At 48.2% G+C, this 15,054-nt stretch carries 11 protein-coding genes; 4 read left to right on the plus strand and 7 right to left on the minus strand.

Annotated features, from left to right (window positions below; all coding sequences use genetic code 11):
* Positions 1-175: 175 nt before the first annotated feature.
* Positions 176-544: a response regulator gene (locus H6F51_17560; GenBank protein MBD1824282.1), complete on the plus strand. Its 369-nt coding sequence runs from the start codon at positions 176-178 to the stop codon at positions 542-544.
* A gap of 103 nt (positions 545-647) precedes the next feature.
* On the opposite strand, the gene H6F51_17565 is transcribed toward H6F51_17560, so the two are convergent.
* Positions 648-1,361 carry a response regulator transcription factor gene (locus tag H6F51_17565; protein ID MBD1824283.1) on the minus strand — a complete coding sequence of 238 codons (714 nt, stop codon included), beginning with the start codon at positions 1,359-1,361 and terminating at the stop codon, positions 648-650.
* 243 nt (positions 1,362-1,604) lie between these two features.
* Between H6F51_17565 and H6F51_17570 the strand changes: the two genes are divergently transcribed.
* Positions 1,605-3,206, plus strand: a complete 1,602-nt coding sequence (locus tag H6F51_17570; protein ID MBD1824284.1) for a hypothetical protein — start codon at positions 1,605-1,607, stop codon at positions 3,204-3,206.
* A 6-nt stretch (positions 3,207-3,212) separates the two neighbouring features.
* On the opposite strand, the gene H6F51_17575 is transcribed toward H6F51_17570, so the two are convergent.
* From H6F51_17575 to H6F51_17585, 3 genes are all read right to left on the minus strand, one after another.
* The gene (locus H6F51_17575) at positions 3,213-4,616 is read right to left on the minus strand and encodes a TldD/PmbA family protein (GenBank protein ID MBD1824285.1); all 1,404 of its coding nucleotides are present in this window, start codon (positions 4,614-4,616) and stop codon (positions 3,213-3,215) included.
* 123 nt (positions 4,617-4,739) lie between these two features.
* A complete protein-coding gene (locus H6F51_17580; protein MBD1824286.1) occupies positions 4,740-5,012 on the minus strand; it encodes an Npun_R1517 family heterocyst differentiation transcriptional regulator in 273 nt (90 codons plus the stop codon).
* A 992-nt stretch (positions 5,013-6,004) separates the two neighbouring features.
* Positions 6,005-7,165 (minus strand): histidine kinase, encoded by a 1,161-nt coding sequence (locus tag H6F51_17585; protein ID MBD1824287.1) that lies wholly within the window; start codon positions 7,163-7,165, stop codon positions 6,005-6,007.
* Positions 7,166-7,426: 261 nt separating this feature from the next.
* On the opposite strand from H6F51_17585, the gene H6F51_17590 reads away from it, so the two are divergent.
* Together H6F51_17590 and H6F51_17595 are read left to right on the plus strand one after the other, a co-directional pair.
* The gene (locus H6F51_17590; GenBank protein ID MBD1824288.1) at positions 7,427-9,757 is read left to right on the plus strand and encodes a cation:proton antiporter; all 2,331 of its coding nucleotides are present in this window, start codon (positions 7,427-7,429) and stop codon (positions 9,755-9,757) included.
* 89 nt (positions 9,758-9,846) lie between these two features.
* A complete protein-coding gene (locus H6F51_17595; GenBank protein MBD1824289.1) occupies positions 9,847-11,079 on the plus strand; it encodes a site-2 protease family protein in 1,233 nt (410 codons plus the stop codon).
* A gap of 328 nt (positions 11,080-11,407) precedes the next feature.
* On the opposite strand, the gene H6F51_17600 is transcribed toward H6F51_17595, so the two are convergent.
* The 3 genes from H6F51_17600 to H6F51_17610 all read right to left on the minus strand — a co-directional run bounded on the left by H6F51_17600 (position 11,408) and on the right by H6F51_17610 (position 15,032).
* The gene (locus tag H6F51_17600; GenBank protein ID MBD1824290.1) at positions 11,408-11,782 is read right to left on the minus strand and encodes a hypothetical protein; all 375 of its coding nucleotides are present in this window, start codon (positions 11,780-11,782) and stop codon (positions 11,408-11,410) included.
* A 55-nt stretch (positions 11,783-11,837) separates the two neighbouring features.
* The gene (locus H6F51_17605; GenBank protein ID MBD1824291.1) at positions 11,838-13,553 is read right to left on the minus strand and encodes an AarF/ABC1/UbiB kinase family protein; all 1,716 of its coding nucleotides are present in this window, start codon (positions 13,551-13,553) and stop codon (positions 11,838-11,840) included.
* A 279-nt stretch (positions 13,554-13,832) separates the two neighbouring features.
* Complete coding sequence (locus tag H6F51_17610; GenBank protein ID MBD1824292.1) at positions 13,833-15,032, minus strand: DegT/DnrJ/EryC1/StrS family aminotransferase; 1,200 nt, start codon at positions 15,030-15,032, stop codon at positions 13,833-13,835.
* Positions 15,033-15,054 lie beyond the last annotated feature (22 nt).

A 15,054-nucleotide genomic window follows, 5' to 3' on the forward strand; every position in this document is an offset into this window, starting at 1 on the left:
AGAGAATGCTTGCACGATCGATAAGGCTCTGAAGAGATAGACCACAATCCAGACGAAAGATTGAGCGAAGATCATTCCCCGGTATGACTGTATTTGAGAAAAGAAAAGCAATCATCAAAATATCTAAGCTTGTCTTGGAGCAATTATTAATTTAAAGAAGTACAGGGATAAAGCAGTGTTAGAGCGAAAGGGGCGACGAATCTTAGCAGTGGATGATACCGCAGATAATTTGCTATTGCTACAAGTGTTTTTGGAAGCAGAAGGGTTTGAAGTTGAAGTTGCAAACTGTGGTAGTGCTGCATTAAATCGATTTCAGCTTTGCAACCCGGATCTGGTCTTGCTCGATGTCATGATGCCCGGAATGAATGGGTTAGAAGTGACGCAAGAGATTCGATCGAATGATCGCACAACTCCAATTTTGCTGATCTCGGCTCACGACAAGGTGCAGGTTCAACCTGGCTTAGATGCGGGCGCAAATGGATATATTCAAAAGCCGATCGATTTGTCGCAATTGTTATCCAGCATTGAAGCCCTGACTGCTTGATTGTCACAGCGCGACAGACGCTTTAAACGAATAAGAGTGCATCCTAAATGAACTCAAGTTACGAATTCATTCAGGATACACCCTTTAAAAATATTAAGCTGAACTATTGAACCAAGCCAGTTCTCAAAGCGCGGACTGCCACTTGTGTACGATCGTCTGCACAAAGCTTATTTAGAATGTTGCGAACGTGAGTCTTTACTGTTCCAACAGTGATATATAGCTTTTCTGCGATTTGAGCATTGCTGCAACCCTCTACAATTAGCTTTAACACTTCTAATTCGCGCTCAGTCAGAGGATAAGCAGGAATAAAGTCTTCATCCGACAGACGGTTGATTGAAATGGTAGGTGCTTCAGCAGACTGTTGCCCTGAACCGTATGATTTTTGTGTTTGGTAAAGAACAACACGAGCGATCGCCGGATCAATCCAAGCATTACCGCTAGCAGTTGTTTGAATTGCCTGAGCAAGCTTATCAATGCTGGCATCTTTCATGCAGTAAGAATCAGCTCCAGCCGCAAATGCAGCTAGTACCGTATCCTCGCTGTCCTGCATGGTCATAATCAGGATTTTCGTGTTGGGACATTCCCCTTGAGCTTGCGCCTGCTTAAATTGCTGCGTGAGATCAATTCCAGTCGAGTCCGGTAGACCGATATCAACGATCGCAACATCAGGATGAGAGCTTCTGAGTAGTCTTAATCCCGACTTAGCATCACGCGCATCTCCAATTACTTCAAAGCCCTCACGCTGCTGTAGAGCGGCTCGAATGCCAACGCGGGTTAGGTCGTGGTCTTCAATCAATATGACTCGAATCATGCCTATTGCCAAGCCTCAATTATTATAATGAACTATCAGTCACCACCGAGCGTGATGTTGCTGCAAGTTTTTAATTGGTAAGGCGATTTTAGGGTAGAACTTGAAGTAGATGGATCTATCCTAAGTTCCCTCTATTTAGATAGAGTATCCCCCTGAGGAGGGAGACGTTTAAGAAGTTTCAGTAAACATAGATTGAGAAATTAGCCAAAGTAGAACATTGTTTGTTTACTTGAATGTATTGATACCTTGATGCGCTTGGAGGCAAGGATCGTGGAAAAAACTGTCATTTCAGCCATGCTTGATCCAAAAACGCCACCAGATGTGGTGATTCGAGCCGAGCCGCGTCAACCAGAGTCTGATCCAACTTTGGGAATTCCAGTTCAAGCTGATCGACAAAGTACACCAAAGCATCGATTAGTGACGATCGGCGATTCGCTAACTCATGGCTTTCAAAGTGGAGCAATCTTTCAGACTCATCTTTCCTATGCCGCGATGATTGCTCACGAATTGGGCTGGAAAGACTTCCGCTATCCCACTTACGATAGTCCAGGTTCTGGGCTGCCGCTTAATCTGGAATCGATCGCTCGTAGCTTAGAGATGAAGTATGGTGGACACCTGAAATGGTGGGAAGTTCCATTTGGGCTGTTGAATGTGCGGAGTTTTCTCGATCGTACTGAAGACTTTTGGGAGCAGGGTGCAGGATCTCAGTTCTCAGCCCAAGGTGAAATCAACCACAATTTAGCAGTGTACGGTTGGGATTTACGAAATACGATGTCTCGCAATGCAGATATCTGTCTTGAAGTTTTACGCGATAACCTGCCTAAAGATAACTTCATTAAACAGACGGTTGCTCATCACAATGAGCGGGCCGCAATTCGCGTTCTCAATACTGCACGAAATCAGGAAGGACAAGCATTATCGCCGCTTCAAGCTGCACAAGCATTATCAAGTGAAGAAATCGAAACGCTGATTATTTTTATTGGCTCAAACAATGCGTTAGGAAGCATTCTAACATTCAAGGTGGAATGGTCGGATGTTGGCTACGATGACATGAATGTCAACGATCGCTACACGGTTTGGCGACCCATTCACTTTCAAGCCGAGCTTGATCTGATGGTGGAGCAGGTGAAGCAGATTCGCGCTCGTCATGTGATTTGGTGTACTGTTCCGCATGTAACGATCGCGCCGTTTGCGCGGGGTGTGGGCGAAAAAGTGGCATCCGAATCAAGATACTTTCCTTACTACACACAGTTCTGGATCAAAGATAAGTCGTTTAATTCAGCAAAACATCCTCACTTAACTGCGAATGAAGCCAGATCAATCGATAGTGCAATTGATCAATACAATGATGCGATCGTGAATGTGGTGCGAGAAGGTCGCAAGCAGGGCAGAGATTGGTATCTGTTTGAAATGGTGGAACTGCTCGATCGTTTAGCGGCACGTCGCTTTTTTGACCAACCACGAGTGCAGCCGGAGTGGTGGGTGCCCTATGAATTGCCGCCTGCATTGCAAGCGTTGAAGCCTGTACCGGATTCGCGATTTTTCCGATCGAATGCACAGGGACGATTGCAGGGGGGATTGTTCTCGCTTGATGGAATTCATGCAACAACGATCGGATATGGCATCATTGCAGAAGAATTAATCAAAATCATGCAGCTTGCGGGTGTTGAGTTCTATGACGCTCAGGGACAAAAGCGATCGAGGGATGTTCAGATTGATTTCGATCGGCTGATTGCGCTCGATACCCTAATTTCCCAACCGCCCCGATTGGTTGAAGATATTATCAACACGATTGGCTGGTTGGATAGTGTGTTCAGCTTCATGAACGGAGTGCTGAGAGCAAACTATTAAGCTGCATCAATCATCGATCGCTTCTCCACCCACCACGACATCACGGATTCTTAAACTGGGGCCTCCGCATCCCACCGCTAATCCGCTCTGTCCGCCTTTGCCACACCCCCCCGACTCATCCCAGAAAAAGTCATCGCCGATCGCTTCAATGTCTGCTAATGTCTTAAACGCATTTCCGGAGAGCGTCACATCCCGCACAGGTTCCGCGATTTCACCCTGACGAATCATCCAGGCTTCACCCGCTGTAAAGGTGAACATTTCTCCGTTCGTCATACCACCAATCCAATTGCGGGCATAGACTCCTTCTTTGATATCCTGAAACAAATCCTTCACAGGGGTTTTGCCGCGCTCGATCCAAGTATTTGTCATTCGCACGATCGGTGGATAGTGATAGTTCAAGCAGCGAGCATTTCCGGTGGGTGCTTCCTCTAACTTGCCTGCGGTTTCGCGGGAATGTAAGCGCCCCACCAGAATCCCATCTTTGATCAGTTGGGTTGTCGTTGCCGGAACGCCTTCATCGTCGTAAAAATAGCTGCCTCGGTGCCCTTCGATCGCGGCTCCATCATAAATCTGCAACTCAGGCGATCCAAATCGTCGCCCAATACTCATCACTTCTAAAATATCAGGGTTCTCATACGCCATGTCTGCTTCAGACAAATGCCCAAACGCTTCATGCACAAACAATCCCGACAAAATCGGATCAATCACAACTGTATAAGCGTTACCCTTGACGGGCGGAAGCGCAAGAGAGTTCACTGCCCGTTGTGCTGCCTCTTGTACCTGGGGATCGAGGTTTAATAAATCTTCGTAAGCTTTGCGCGACCCGACCGTTTCCCGCCCAGTTTGAACCGTTTCACCATTACGTGCCGTTGCCGCAAATCGCATCTCCAGATCGACCCAAGACTGCTCAATCAAACTACCCTCTGAAGTTGCCAAAATCATGCGTTGAGCGCTGTCTCCATACCGGACGGAAATCGTGGCAACGCGGGGATCAACGCTGCGAAGAATTTCTCCGTAATGTTGACAAAGCGCCTTCTTCTCGGAGAGCGGAATCTGGCGCGGATTAGTTCCTGTGAGCAATAGCGATCGCTCGTCTTGAATCGGCGCAACCGGGGCTAAAACCGTTTCATCGGTTCCGACCAATCGTGCGGCTGCGATCGCATCTTCGACTCGCTCTTTCAAACTTGATAGCTGATTGAAGCTTGAAAATCCCCAGCCGCCCTTATAGCAAGCCCGGACTTGTCCGCCGATCGAAATGCCCTCGCTCAGCGTTTCGATTTTGTGACCCCGCAGCAGGATATCTGTTCCTTCTGCCGCTTCGAGCCGAATCGCTAAGTAATCGACACGGTGCCGATACCGACTGATCAAATCAGAAATTAAGTTTTTAGCGTCGGATAATGCTGAGTTCATGGGCACTCTTAAGGATCACTCCTTACTATTGTGCGATCAATCGATCCCTCATGCAAAAAAAGAGCCATTAAATTAGCTCTTTTTCTCGGTCTTATTGTTTGACACTCAACGCTTCAGGTAGTTCTAGTCCTTTGAGTTGCGAAGACGGATTAAACGGCGACGCATTTGCGGAGAAGCCGTAACCTCAGAAATCTCTTTCGCTTTCACCTCTGCCGCAACGGGTTCTAAATACTCATCGGCACCACAAGCGTAAGCATCTAGCAGAAACTCAAGCAGTTGTTCTGGATTACTCAAAACAGACTTCTCTTCGATCAGCCTAAATTTCAGGTGAACTTCGCATTCGTAGACACCCACTTCCGAGGGGGTGACGTTGCATTCTAAAGGATCGTAATTCATCTACCCAAGCAGTCCCATGATGTGAATAGTGGTTGATAGTTCAGACCGGGCTTGACAATGGCAAAATTCCACCAAAGTATTGCAAACGATTCAATGCACCTTCAGTAACTCCTGGAATAAGTTGCTCCAGAGCGCGATCGAGCAAGATCAAAGAAAACAATCCTCTGCTGCTCGAACTTAGCATGCCTGAGAAGGAACTCAAATCAGCGATATCGCTGAAACAGCTACACAAATCTCACGGCATTGCGATGAAATCAGGCTGAAGAAATTTAGCTGCATACAGCACTTATGCCCATTTATAGGCGAGTAACTTTGAAAGTAGTACCGTAATAACACCAGTTTTCACAAATACTTTAAAGCAACAGGCTCAAAAACAAAAAAAGGTATTGCTGGATTGGAATTCCTATTTTTAGTGCAGTTTCTTGTGTAATGAATTGATGAAGTGTTCTTTGAGTTCTAACTTGTCAATTATCAAGCGGAATGTTCCTAGTACTTTTTGTGATCCAAGGCACTTCTTGAGGGGAAATACGGAGAAAGTAACTGGCTAGTTAATCTCTAAGCAAAGCTTTAGAGATCATCATTAGAAAAGAATTACAAAATAAGCTTTCTGAATTGTCATGCAAATGTCAATTTTTTAGGTTTCTCACTATTACTAAGAAACAGGGATTTCAGTAAAGGTCGAATGGTTATGTACTGTTTTTTACAGTTTTAGATACCTTTAGATACCGAGATTTCTAAGTTAGTTTTATCAGAAAGCTTGAATTATCTCCGTGCCTTGTTCTAATGAAAACCCAAATTTAAAGATTTGGTGTATTGAGAGCAATATTTTCTATTCATAAAGCTCATCCCAAGAAAAATTATAAATTTCGATTTGACCGCTAAAAGCTGGAGCAACATCAAATTTTGAAGCAGAATAAATTGATGTGACAGTCACACAAATTCTGCCTTCAGTGCAACTACTGAAATCTAGAAATTTCTGCAAACAGGCAAAGTTAAATCCGAAAAACAGGAAGCGTAAAATGAAAACAACTGCCCTGATTTGCAACCGAATCAACCCAAATTTGACCGTAGTGCGCCCGCACAATCCGCTGACACAGCGATAAGCCGATACCGTAACCTTCCTGGGCAACATCTCGCTGCAAGCGGTAATGATCCTCAAAAATGCGATCGCGGTTTTCTAGCGGAACTCCCGGCCCGTTGTCGCAAATACTGACCTGAACTTTCTGCGCCGTCCGGTGCAAAATTGAGATCTGAATCGTTCCGGCTGTAGGAGTGTACTTGATTGCGTTGTCCAAAATATTCACGATCACCTGTCGCACTCGTTCAGCATCGGCATAGACGATCGGTAGGTCAGAAGGAATATCGGTCTCAATGTGCTGCTGTTTTGATTGAATCCGATCAGCGAGGCTAAGGAGCACATCCTGACACAGTGCGCCGAGGTCTAGCTTCTCTGGCTGAATATGCAGCTCCGCACTCGTTCCCCTTGCAGCCTGTAGGATATCCGTAATCATCCGGTCGATCGTCCGAATTTGAGTCCGTCCGTGTTTAAGCAAGTTGGCTGTCATTGCGGGTGTGAGTCGGGACGGTTGCCCATCTGCTTGTTTATGAGCAATTTCCAGAGTCTCGATCGCGATTGATGCGGCAGTCAGGGGATTGCGAAGATCATGCGCCAGCATCGAAATAATCTGATCTTTAAAGTGGAGCTGTGCTTGAAGATTCTCGTTTTCGCGCTGCAACCGGAAAACTTCATCGCTCAGCTTCATCAGTTCGGCCGAGTGCCCGATCGAAGCGACTCCTACAGAATCGGGCGCTGTTGCAGTTTGGGGAGAATTGGTAATGTCTTCGACAGATCTTTGCCAGCGCGACCACCAATTTCTCAGTTGAGCGATCAGATCACTACCTGTCAGAGTTTGGCGCGGTTCGGGGTGGAGTTTAATCAGCGTTGGGGTGGCAATGAGACGGAAATGCTCAGCAAGATAGGGTTGCTCACCCACATCGATAATCTCAAGCTCAAACGGACATTCAGCACTCCGATCGTTGAGAAAGCCGCGGATCTGACGAATCTGTTCGCGTGACGCGGGACGCTGATCGACGAACAGTAAAATCTGGAGTGGCACGTTAGCGTCGAGGGTTGAATGGGTGGGTGCCTGCATCGTCATGAATTAGCACTCTCAGAACGGGTGCGAACAAATAGAGAGTCGATCGTAGCTTTCAGCGACTAAAACACCACGAGGGTGGAGTCGGATTAGATTCAAATTGTCGGTCTACAGATCGCTTCTCTATAGATTACCGTATCCCTTGCAAATCAGAGCGCTCCAAGCAGATTCGCAGACGCGGTTCTCTCCAGAAGTTCCCGATTCCTTGTAAAGTGATGTTAATAGACTGTGATACTTTTCTAATATTTATAGAAACCTGTGCAAGAAGACTTTCGGCTCATTGTTGATCTTGTTTCAGTTTTGGCAGCAGCAGCAGCGGGTGGACTGATGGCTGCGCTGTTAAAGCAACCTGTGCTACTGGGGTATTTGGTAGCGGGTGTGATTGTGGGTCCGACGGGACTTGGGTTAATTAAAGAATTGGTGCAGGTGGAAACGCTGGCGCAGTTTGGAGTAGCGTTTCTGTTATTTGCGCTAGGGGTTGAATTTTCTTTCTCTGAAATTAAAAAAGTCAAAGTCATTAGTCTCGGCGGAGGTGGGCTGCAAATTGCGCTAACGATCCTGGTGACGACTTTAGTGGCGCTGGCAATGGGATGGGTCACGTCACCGACGCAGGGCGTATTTTTAGGTGCAATCCTGTCTCTTTCTTCGACGGCTGTGGTGCTGAAGTGCTTGATGGAGCGCAACGAGACCGGAACGCCACACGGACAAGTGATGTTAGGAATTCTGGTCGTTCAGGATTTGGCGCTGGGGTTGATGTTGGCGGTGTTGCCAGCATTGGATCAGCCTGCGGAACAAGTGGGATTGGCGATCGGCTGGGCGCTGATTCAGACGGGACTGTTTGCGCTCGGTGCGATCGCGGCTGGGATTTGGGTGATTCCGCCGCTGTTGCGGCTACTGGCAAAAACAGAGAGCCGCGAATTATTTCTGCTGGGGGTAGTAGCGCTGTGTCTAGGGATCGCACTTCTTACTGAGCACTTGGGATTGTCGATCGAGATGGGAGCCTTTGTTGCAGGCTTGATGATCTCAGAAGCGGAATATGCGGATCAAACGCTCACTTATGTAGAGCCATTGCGAGACATTTTTGCATCGCTGTTTTTTGCCTCGATCGGGATGCTGATCGATCCCGTGTTTCTTTGGAACAACTTGGAACTCATTCTCGGCTTGGTCGCGCTCGTGTTTGTTGGCAAGTTTTTGATCATTACGCCGCTCGTTCGCATCTTTCGGTATCCCCTAAAAACCGCTTTGATTGCTGGATTAGGACTGGCTCAGATCGGAGAATTTTCGTTTGTGCTTGCAAGTGAGGGACAGACGCTCGGCATCGTTTCACGCCAAGTTTACCTGCTAATTCTGGGGACAACGGCGGTGACGCTCGTGTTAACTCCGTTCGTGCTGCGACTCGTGCCAAAACTGTTCGCTTGGGGAGAATCGATCCCCTGGTTGGCAAAATACCTGGAACAATCAGATGAGCCGCTGGCAATTTCTGAGGATTTACCAATTCACGATCATGTAATTGTTTGCGGTTATGGTCGAATCGGACGCAATATCGTGCGGTTGCTGCGCGATCGACATTATCCCGTTCTGGTGATTGATCAATCTGAAGCGCAGATCCAAAAGGTTCGAGAAGCGGGAATTCCTTACATCTACGGTAATGCAGCGAGTTCGTATGTCTTAGAAAAAGCAGGAGTTGCCCAAGCGCAGGGCATGGCGATCGCGCTTCCAGATGCGATGAGTACGCGATTATGCGTGAAGCGAGCCTTAGAGATTGCTCCTGATCTTGATTTGGTGGTAAGAGCCAACAGAGATAAAGATATTGAATTGCTGTACCAGCTAGGGGCGCGTGAGGTGGTGCAGCCTGAATTTGAAACCAGTTTAGAACTGTCTGCCCATTTAATGGCAGGCATGGGTTTACCAACCCCAGCCATTCAGCGCGAAGTACAGTTAATCCGAAATTCACACTATTTAGAGTTGCGCCCCGATCAGCGTTCTGAAGAGATTTCACGCGCTCTGAAAGCCGCAGCAAATGAAATGAATAGCCGCTGGTATGCGTTATCCGAGGCTTCACCCTTATTAGGAATGTCGATCGAAGAAACTGATGTTCGCCGTTTAACTGGGATTACGGTAATGGCAATTCGACGAGCAGGCGGGGCGGAAATCGACTATCCAGATAGCCAAACCACACTAGAACAAGGCGATCGTCTACTCATTGTCGGTGCGCCCGATGAGGTTGCAGCTTTTGATCAATTGGCAAAAGGAGAAGCCGCAGTCCCATCTACGAATTCATCTTGTCAGTGGCTACAAATTCCCGCAGAAAGTCCGCTGGTGGGCAAAACCCTGATCGAATTGAATTTACAGCGCCAATATAATATTTCTGTACAAACTATTCGACGGGATGGAAAGCTGATTCGATTTCCAGAAGAAACCCTGGATCTTCAGGCGGGCGATCGCTTATTACTGTGTGGCGGATTTCACGCTTTGATCCAGGCTCAAGCGTCGATCGACTCTAAGTCGGAAGTTTCACTGATGCACTCAGAGCAATTGCTTCCCGATCTCGATTCAACCGCAGCCGATCAAGCCCTAGATGCAATCTGAATCTTCCTTAAGGTTGGGTTATCTCACCCCCGCTACATCGATTTCATCTCGTATGCTTGAAATAGACACACACTTTAGGAAAACCATTCATGCAATCTGGTTGGCGAGTTGGGTCACTCTTTGGCATTCCCTTGCTTATCGACCCGTCCTGGTTTGTTATCCTTGTGTTCGTCACCCTCAGTAATGCGCTGCGGTGGCAGTATCGCTATCCTGATTGGGGTAGCCCTGTTGCCTGGGGAACGGGCTTTGCAATGGCGCTATTGTTGTTTGCGTCGGTGCTACTGCATGAATTGGGACATAGCTTAGTTGCAAAACTGCAAGGAATTCGGGTTCAGTCGATTACGCTGTTCTTCTTTGGTGGGATTGCAGCGATCGCTCAAGAACCAAAAACGCCTGGAAAAGCGTTCCAAGTGGCGATCGCAGGTCCAGCAGTCAGCTTCAGCTTGTTTCTGCTGTTAACACTGGTAACGCTACTGGTACCGAATGCAGAGATGCCTTTGGGTGTTCTGTTTCGCGATTTGGCGGCGATTAATCTTGTGCTGACGTTATTTAATATGATCCCCGGCTTGCCGTTGGACGGGGGGCAGGTGCTAAAGGCGATCGTCTGGAAGCTCACAGGCAGTCAGATTAAAGGAATCCGCACGGCTGCGAAAGTGGGACGATTTCTAGGGACGGTTGCGATCGTCTGGGGCTTGGCAGATGCGTTTGGGGTAACGCGAAATCTAGGTCTACCTTATGGTGGCGGACTGTGGGGGGCGCTGATTGGATGGTTTGTGGTGCAGAATGCGGGTGCTTACGATCGCATCACTGAACTGCAAGAAGCGATGCTGAAGGTGAAAGCCGAAGATGCCATGACGCGAGATTTCCGGGTGATTGATGCCGGAATGACGCTGCGGAAGTTTGCGGACGACTATTTGATTAGTGAAACTCGTGCTCCGATTTACTATGCCGCGTCGAATGGACGCTATCGCGGTGTTGTCAATACTGAGGATCTTCAGAGAATTGAGCGGAGCGAGTGGGAAACGAAAACGCTGCTGGATATTGTGCATCCGCTGACTGAAGTTCCCACAGTGCAGGAATCGACCTCGATCGTAGAAGTCATCCAACTGCTGGAGAATCAGAGCTTGCCGCGAGTGACGGTCTTGTCTCCGGCTGAAGCAGTTTCGGGTGTGATTGATCGCGGAGATATCGTCAAGGCGATCGCGACCAAGATGAATTTAAGAATTTCTGAGGCGGCGATTAAGCAGATTAAAGAAGAGGGAGCTTACCCAGCAGGGTTGCAGTTAGGCGCGATCGCACAGGCGGCAGCCGATCTGAGATAGAGGAATCTGTGAACCTAACAAGAATCTGTGAGCCTAACAAAACGTGAGTCTCCAATGAAGGCGCGCCAGAGGAAGGGCGAAAAAACGAAGCCTTTTGAAGCGTTCCCTATAGAAGGGCGATGGAACACCGGAAGGTTTAGCTGAGGGCGTTTTAGCCTACGATTAGCCGCAAGTGGAACAATCTTTTACACCAATAGCAGCGCCATTTACACAATCTCACCACACGGAACTCGGACGCAGATTTTGACTGACACTGGGATTGAAAGCGTTGTAATTTTGGATCAATAGAACCCTGCTTTATTTTCGATATAAAGCAGGGTTTTAAAATTTAGCCCCAAGAATCGAGGTCGAGAGCCGCTGAACCGCCCTGCTCTAGCTGCGTCAGGATCTTGCCCAACTGCCACCAAACGAGCCACGCAGTCCCGATCGTCAGGGGCAACGACACTCCGTAGGCAAACTTGGTAGGAATCCCAAAGATTTCGACCCCTGCAGCAAGAAAGAAAAAGGCACCGCCCGCCATGCCTAGAAATGGAGTAAACAACGCCAGCCCACGCATTTTTGCCAAGCTGCGAGTCGATCTATTTTCTGACCATTCTTTGACCGATTGTTTCAAAACTGCTTCAAATGCCAGTCCGGAGGCAATACTCGCCAGTAGTCCAGCAACGAGCAGAAGGTAGGGAGGTTGGGGAAAAAAGTATTGCACAGTGGATTAATAGGAATGTAAGGGCATCAGGAAGGGAGTCCTTCGTCCCCATATCCTACCGTTCTAACTTGACCCCCGTCAAAGAAGAGACGGTCGGGATCAGAGCGGCAGCAGGCGATAATTCTGCCAGTGCCCCGAACGCGGCAGTCAGCAGCCGAGCGGGCTTGATGTCATCTTTGACCAGTTGCCATAAGCGTTGGACTTCTTCGGTGTGGAGACGATCGTCCTCGGTCAGCGCAAGCAGCAACTGACGACGCAAGAACTGTCCTTCATTGGAAAAGAGGTACTGTAAGCCCAGTTGAGCCGTCGGAAGAATGTCAAAATTAGAGTCCGATCGAGCGATCGCAATCATATTTTCCAACCGGTGCCACTGGAATTTGCCGTCTTTGAACAGCACTTCGATCAAGCGACGACGCAACCGGGGTGATTCACCCGTCAGTAATCGGCGTGCGACGTAAGGATAAGCAATCTCAACAATTTTAAAGTTGGGATTGAGGGTGAGAGCTAAGCCTTCCTGAGTAACGAGCGATCGAATGATCAGCGCAAATTTTGCGGGCACTCGGAAGGGATATTCATACATCAACTCACTGAAGCGATCAGTAATCGTTTTGAAGTTGAAGTTTTCGACGCTTTCACCCATTATGTCGCCCAGAACCGATTCGATCGCAGGAACGATCGGGTAAATATCGGTGCCGGGTGCGAGAAAACCCAGCTTAACGAAGTCTTGTGCGAGATCAACGTAATCTTTGTTGATTAAGTGAACAACGGCATCGACTAGCGTTTCTTTTGCTTCTTCTTCAAGCTGATCCATCATGCCGAAGTCGATATACGCCATTTGCCCGCCGGATGGGGCTGGCAGAGCGAACAGGTTTCCAGGGTGCGGATCAGCGTGGAAGAAGCCGAACTCTAAAAGCTGACGTAACCCAGAGGTGACACCGATGCGAATGATCGCGTTTGGATCGCCCCCAACGGCACGAATGCTATCGACATCCGTTAGCTTGTAACCTGTAATCCACTCCAACACGAGAACGTGCTCAGACGTATAGCGCCAGTAGATTGAGGGCACTTTCACAGAAGGATCGTTGCGAAAATTTGTAGCGAATTTCTCGGCGTTGCGTCCTTCGTTGAGATAGTCGATTTCTTCAAACAGCTTGGAGCCGAACTCATCCACAATTAGAGTGAGATCGTGTCCTAAGTTCAACGGTAGCCAGGGAGCCATCCAACTCGCAGCCCAGCGCATCAGGTAGAGGTCGAGTGTCAGGGTTGGGAGAAGGTTCGGGCGTTGAACTTTGACTGCGACTTCTTCACCTGTCTTGAGTTTGGCGCGATAAACCTGACCGAGTGATGCAGCAGCGATCGGGCTTGGCGTAATTTCCGCAAAAATTTCATCGACATCAGCATCAAGCTCGGTTTCAATAATGCGAAACGCGATGTCAGTCGAGAATGGGGGCAACTGATCTTGCAGCTTGGTCAGTTCGTCCAAGAAGTCGCGGCGAATTAGATCAGGACGGGTCGAAAGCGCTTGCCCAACTTTGATGAAGGTGGGGCCTAGTGTCGTCAGAATTTGACGGAGTTGGGCGGCGCGTTTGAATCTGTTACGTTCTACGACTCTGCGCCAGTCGTCAAACTTCAAGCCTAGAACAAACCCGATGAACAGGGCGGTCACTCGAAGCGCTCTCCAGATGAATAGCCAAGGACGCAAGCGGTAATAGTTTGCGATCGCGTTTGAGTCGTAACGTTTAAGTTGAAAAAGCGGAGTACGAGCCACGATATTATCTGCCTCTTTGTCGATCGATGGTCGCAATCATCCGCAGCGATGCCCTCGTCGTTTTTCCACTTCTAATTTAGTCACTGGTCATTCAGTAACTGGAAGTGTCGGGACTATCCCGCCGTCTCACCGCTCTGTGATGATTACTATTCGTTATGTTTCATCTCATTCTAGTATATAAAACTACAACTTTTCAGCATGAAAATCCAGCCGCTTTTATCTACCGAAAGCGTGATTTTATCAGGCTTTCAGCAGATAAAAGCAGTCTAGAACTGAAGCTTTTTAACCCAAACAATCTTTCAAACTGTAAACAACTTGGTTCTGCTGTTCGTGCGAGAGTTCGGGGAACATAGGCAGCGACAGGACTTGATTAGCGGCACGATCGCTTTCCGGGAGTTGTCCTGGTTGATAGCCCAGCGACTTGTAAACAGGCTGCAAGTGCAAGGGAAGCGGGTAATAAATCATCGTGTTCACGCCCTTGGCTTGCAGATCGTTCTTGAGCTTGTCGCGGTAGCTTTGCTGCACGGAGTGCTCGTGCTCAACCCGGATCGTGTATTGATTCCAAACGCTTAAGCCCCCCTCAAGCGACTGAGGCGCAGTAATTCCAGGAATGGGGCCAAGCAGAGAATGATAGCGATCGGCGATGGCTTGACGCTGTTGGTTCCAGCGATCGAGATAGCGAAGTTTGATTTGCAAGATTACCGCTTGAACCGCATCGAGGCGACTATTTACGCCTAATTCTTCGTGATAGTAGCCGCTATAGCGTCCGTGGTCGCGCAGCATTTTCAATTTCGCTGCAAGCTTTGGATCATTAGTCGTGATTGCGCCACCATCACCGCAGGCACCGAGATTTTTGGTTGGATAAAAGCTAAAACAGCCGATTTGACCAATGCTACCGACTCGTTTTCCTGCCCATTCCGCCCCGGTTGCTTGGGCACAGTCTTCGATTACAAACAAGTTGTGAGCGTTGGCGATCGCCATTAATCCCGTCATATCAACCGGCTGACCGAACAGATGCACCGGAACGATCGCTTTCGTTTTTGCGGTGATAGCGGATTCGATTTGATCGAGGTCGAGGTTAAAGGTATTCGGATCAATGTCGATAAACACTGGAGTGGCACCGACTGCGCTAATCGTTTCTGCGGTGGCGATAAAGGTAAAGGGAGAGGTAATCACTTCATCGCCTGCGCCAATGCCAAGCGCTCGAAAGGCGAGAAATAGTGCATCCGTGCCAGAGTTACAGGCGATCGCAATTTCAGAACCAATGTATTGGGCAAACTGAGTTTCAAACTTCTCGATCGCGGCTCCGCCAATGTATCGACCGGATGCCAGCACTTCTAAAACAGCCTGATTAATCTCTGCACCAATGGATTTGAATTGCTCGGACAGATCAAACGGGGGAATTGTATTCACTCGGTTGTACCACGCACCTGTAATGATTGGTCTTATTCTTAGACCGGGAAGGTTTGAGATTGGTTTCATCAAATCTTGAATCTAAAGATAT

Source organism: Cyanobacteria bacterium FACHB-DQ100, from assembly GCA_014695195.1.
Classification (GTDB): Bacteria; Cyanobacteriota; Cyanobacteriia; order Leptolyngbyales; family Leptolyngbyaceae; genus Leptolyngbya.

Bases quoted from the DNA above. Each gene is read 5' to 3' on its own strand.
- H6F51_17595 (MBD1824289.1), top strand. From the start codon at position 9,847: ATGCAATCTGGTTGGCGAGTTGGGTCACTCTTTGGCATTCCCTTGCTT.
- H6F51_17585 (MBD1824287.1), bottom strand. From the start codon at position 7,165: ATGCAGGCACCCACCCATTCAACCCTCGACGCTAACGTGCCACTCCAG.
- H6F51_17580 (MBD1824286.1), bottom strand. From the start codon at position 5,012: ATGAATTACGATCCTTTAGAATGCAACGTCACCCCCTCGGAAGTGGGT.
- H6F51_17575 (MBD1824285.1), bottom strand. From the start codon at position 4,616: ATGAACTCAGCATTATCCGACGCTAAAAACTTAATTTCTGATTTGATC.
- H6F51_17610 (MBD1824292.1), bottom strand. From the start codon at position 15,032: ATGAAACCAATCTCAAACCTTCCCGGTCTAAGAATAAGACCAATCATT.
- H6F51_17570 (MBD1824284.1), top strand. From the start codon at position 1,605: ATGCGCTTGGAGGCAAGGATCGTGGAAAAAACTGTCATTTCAGCCATG.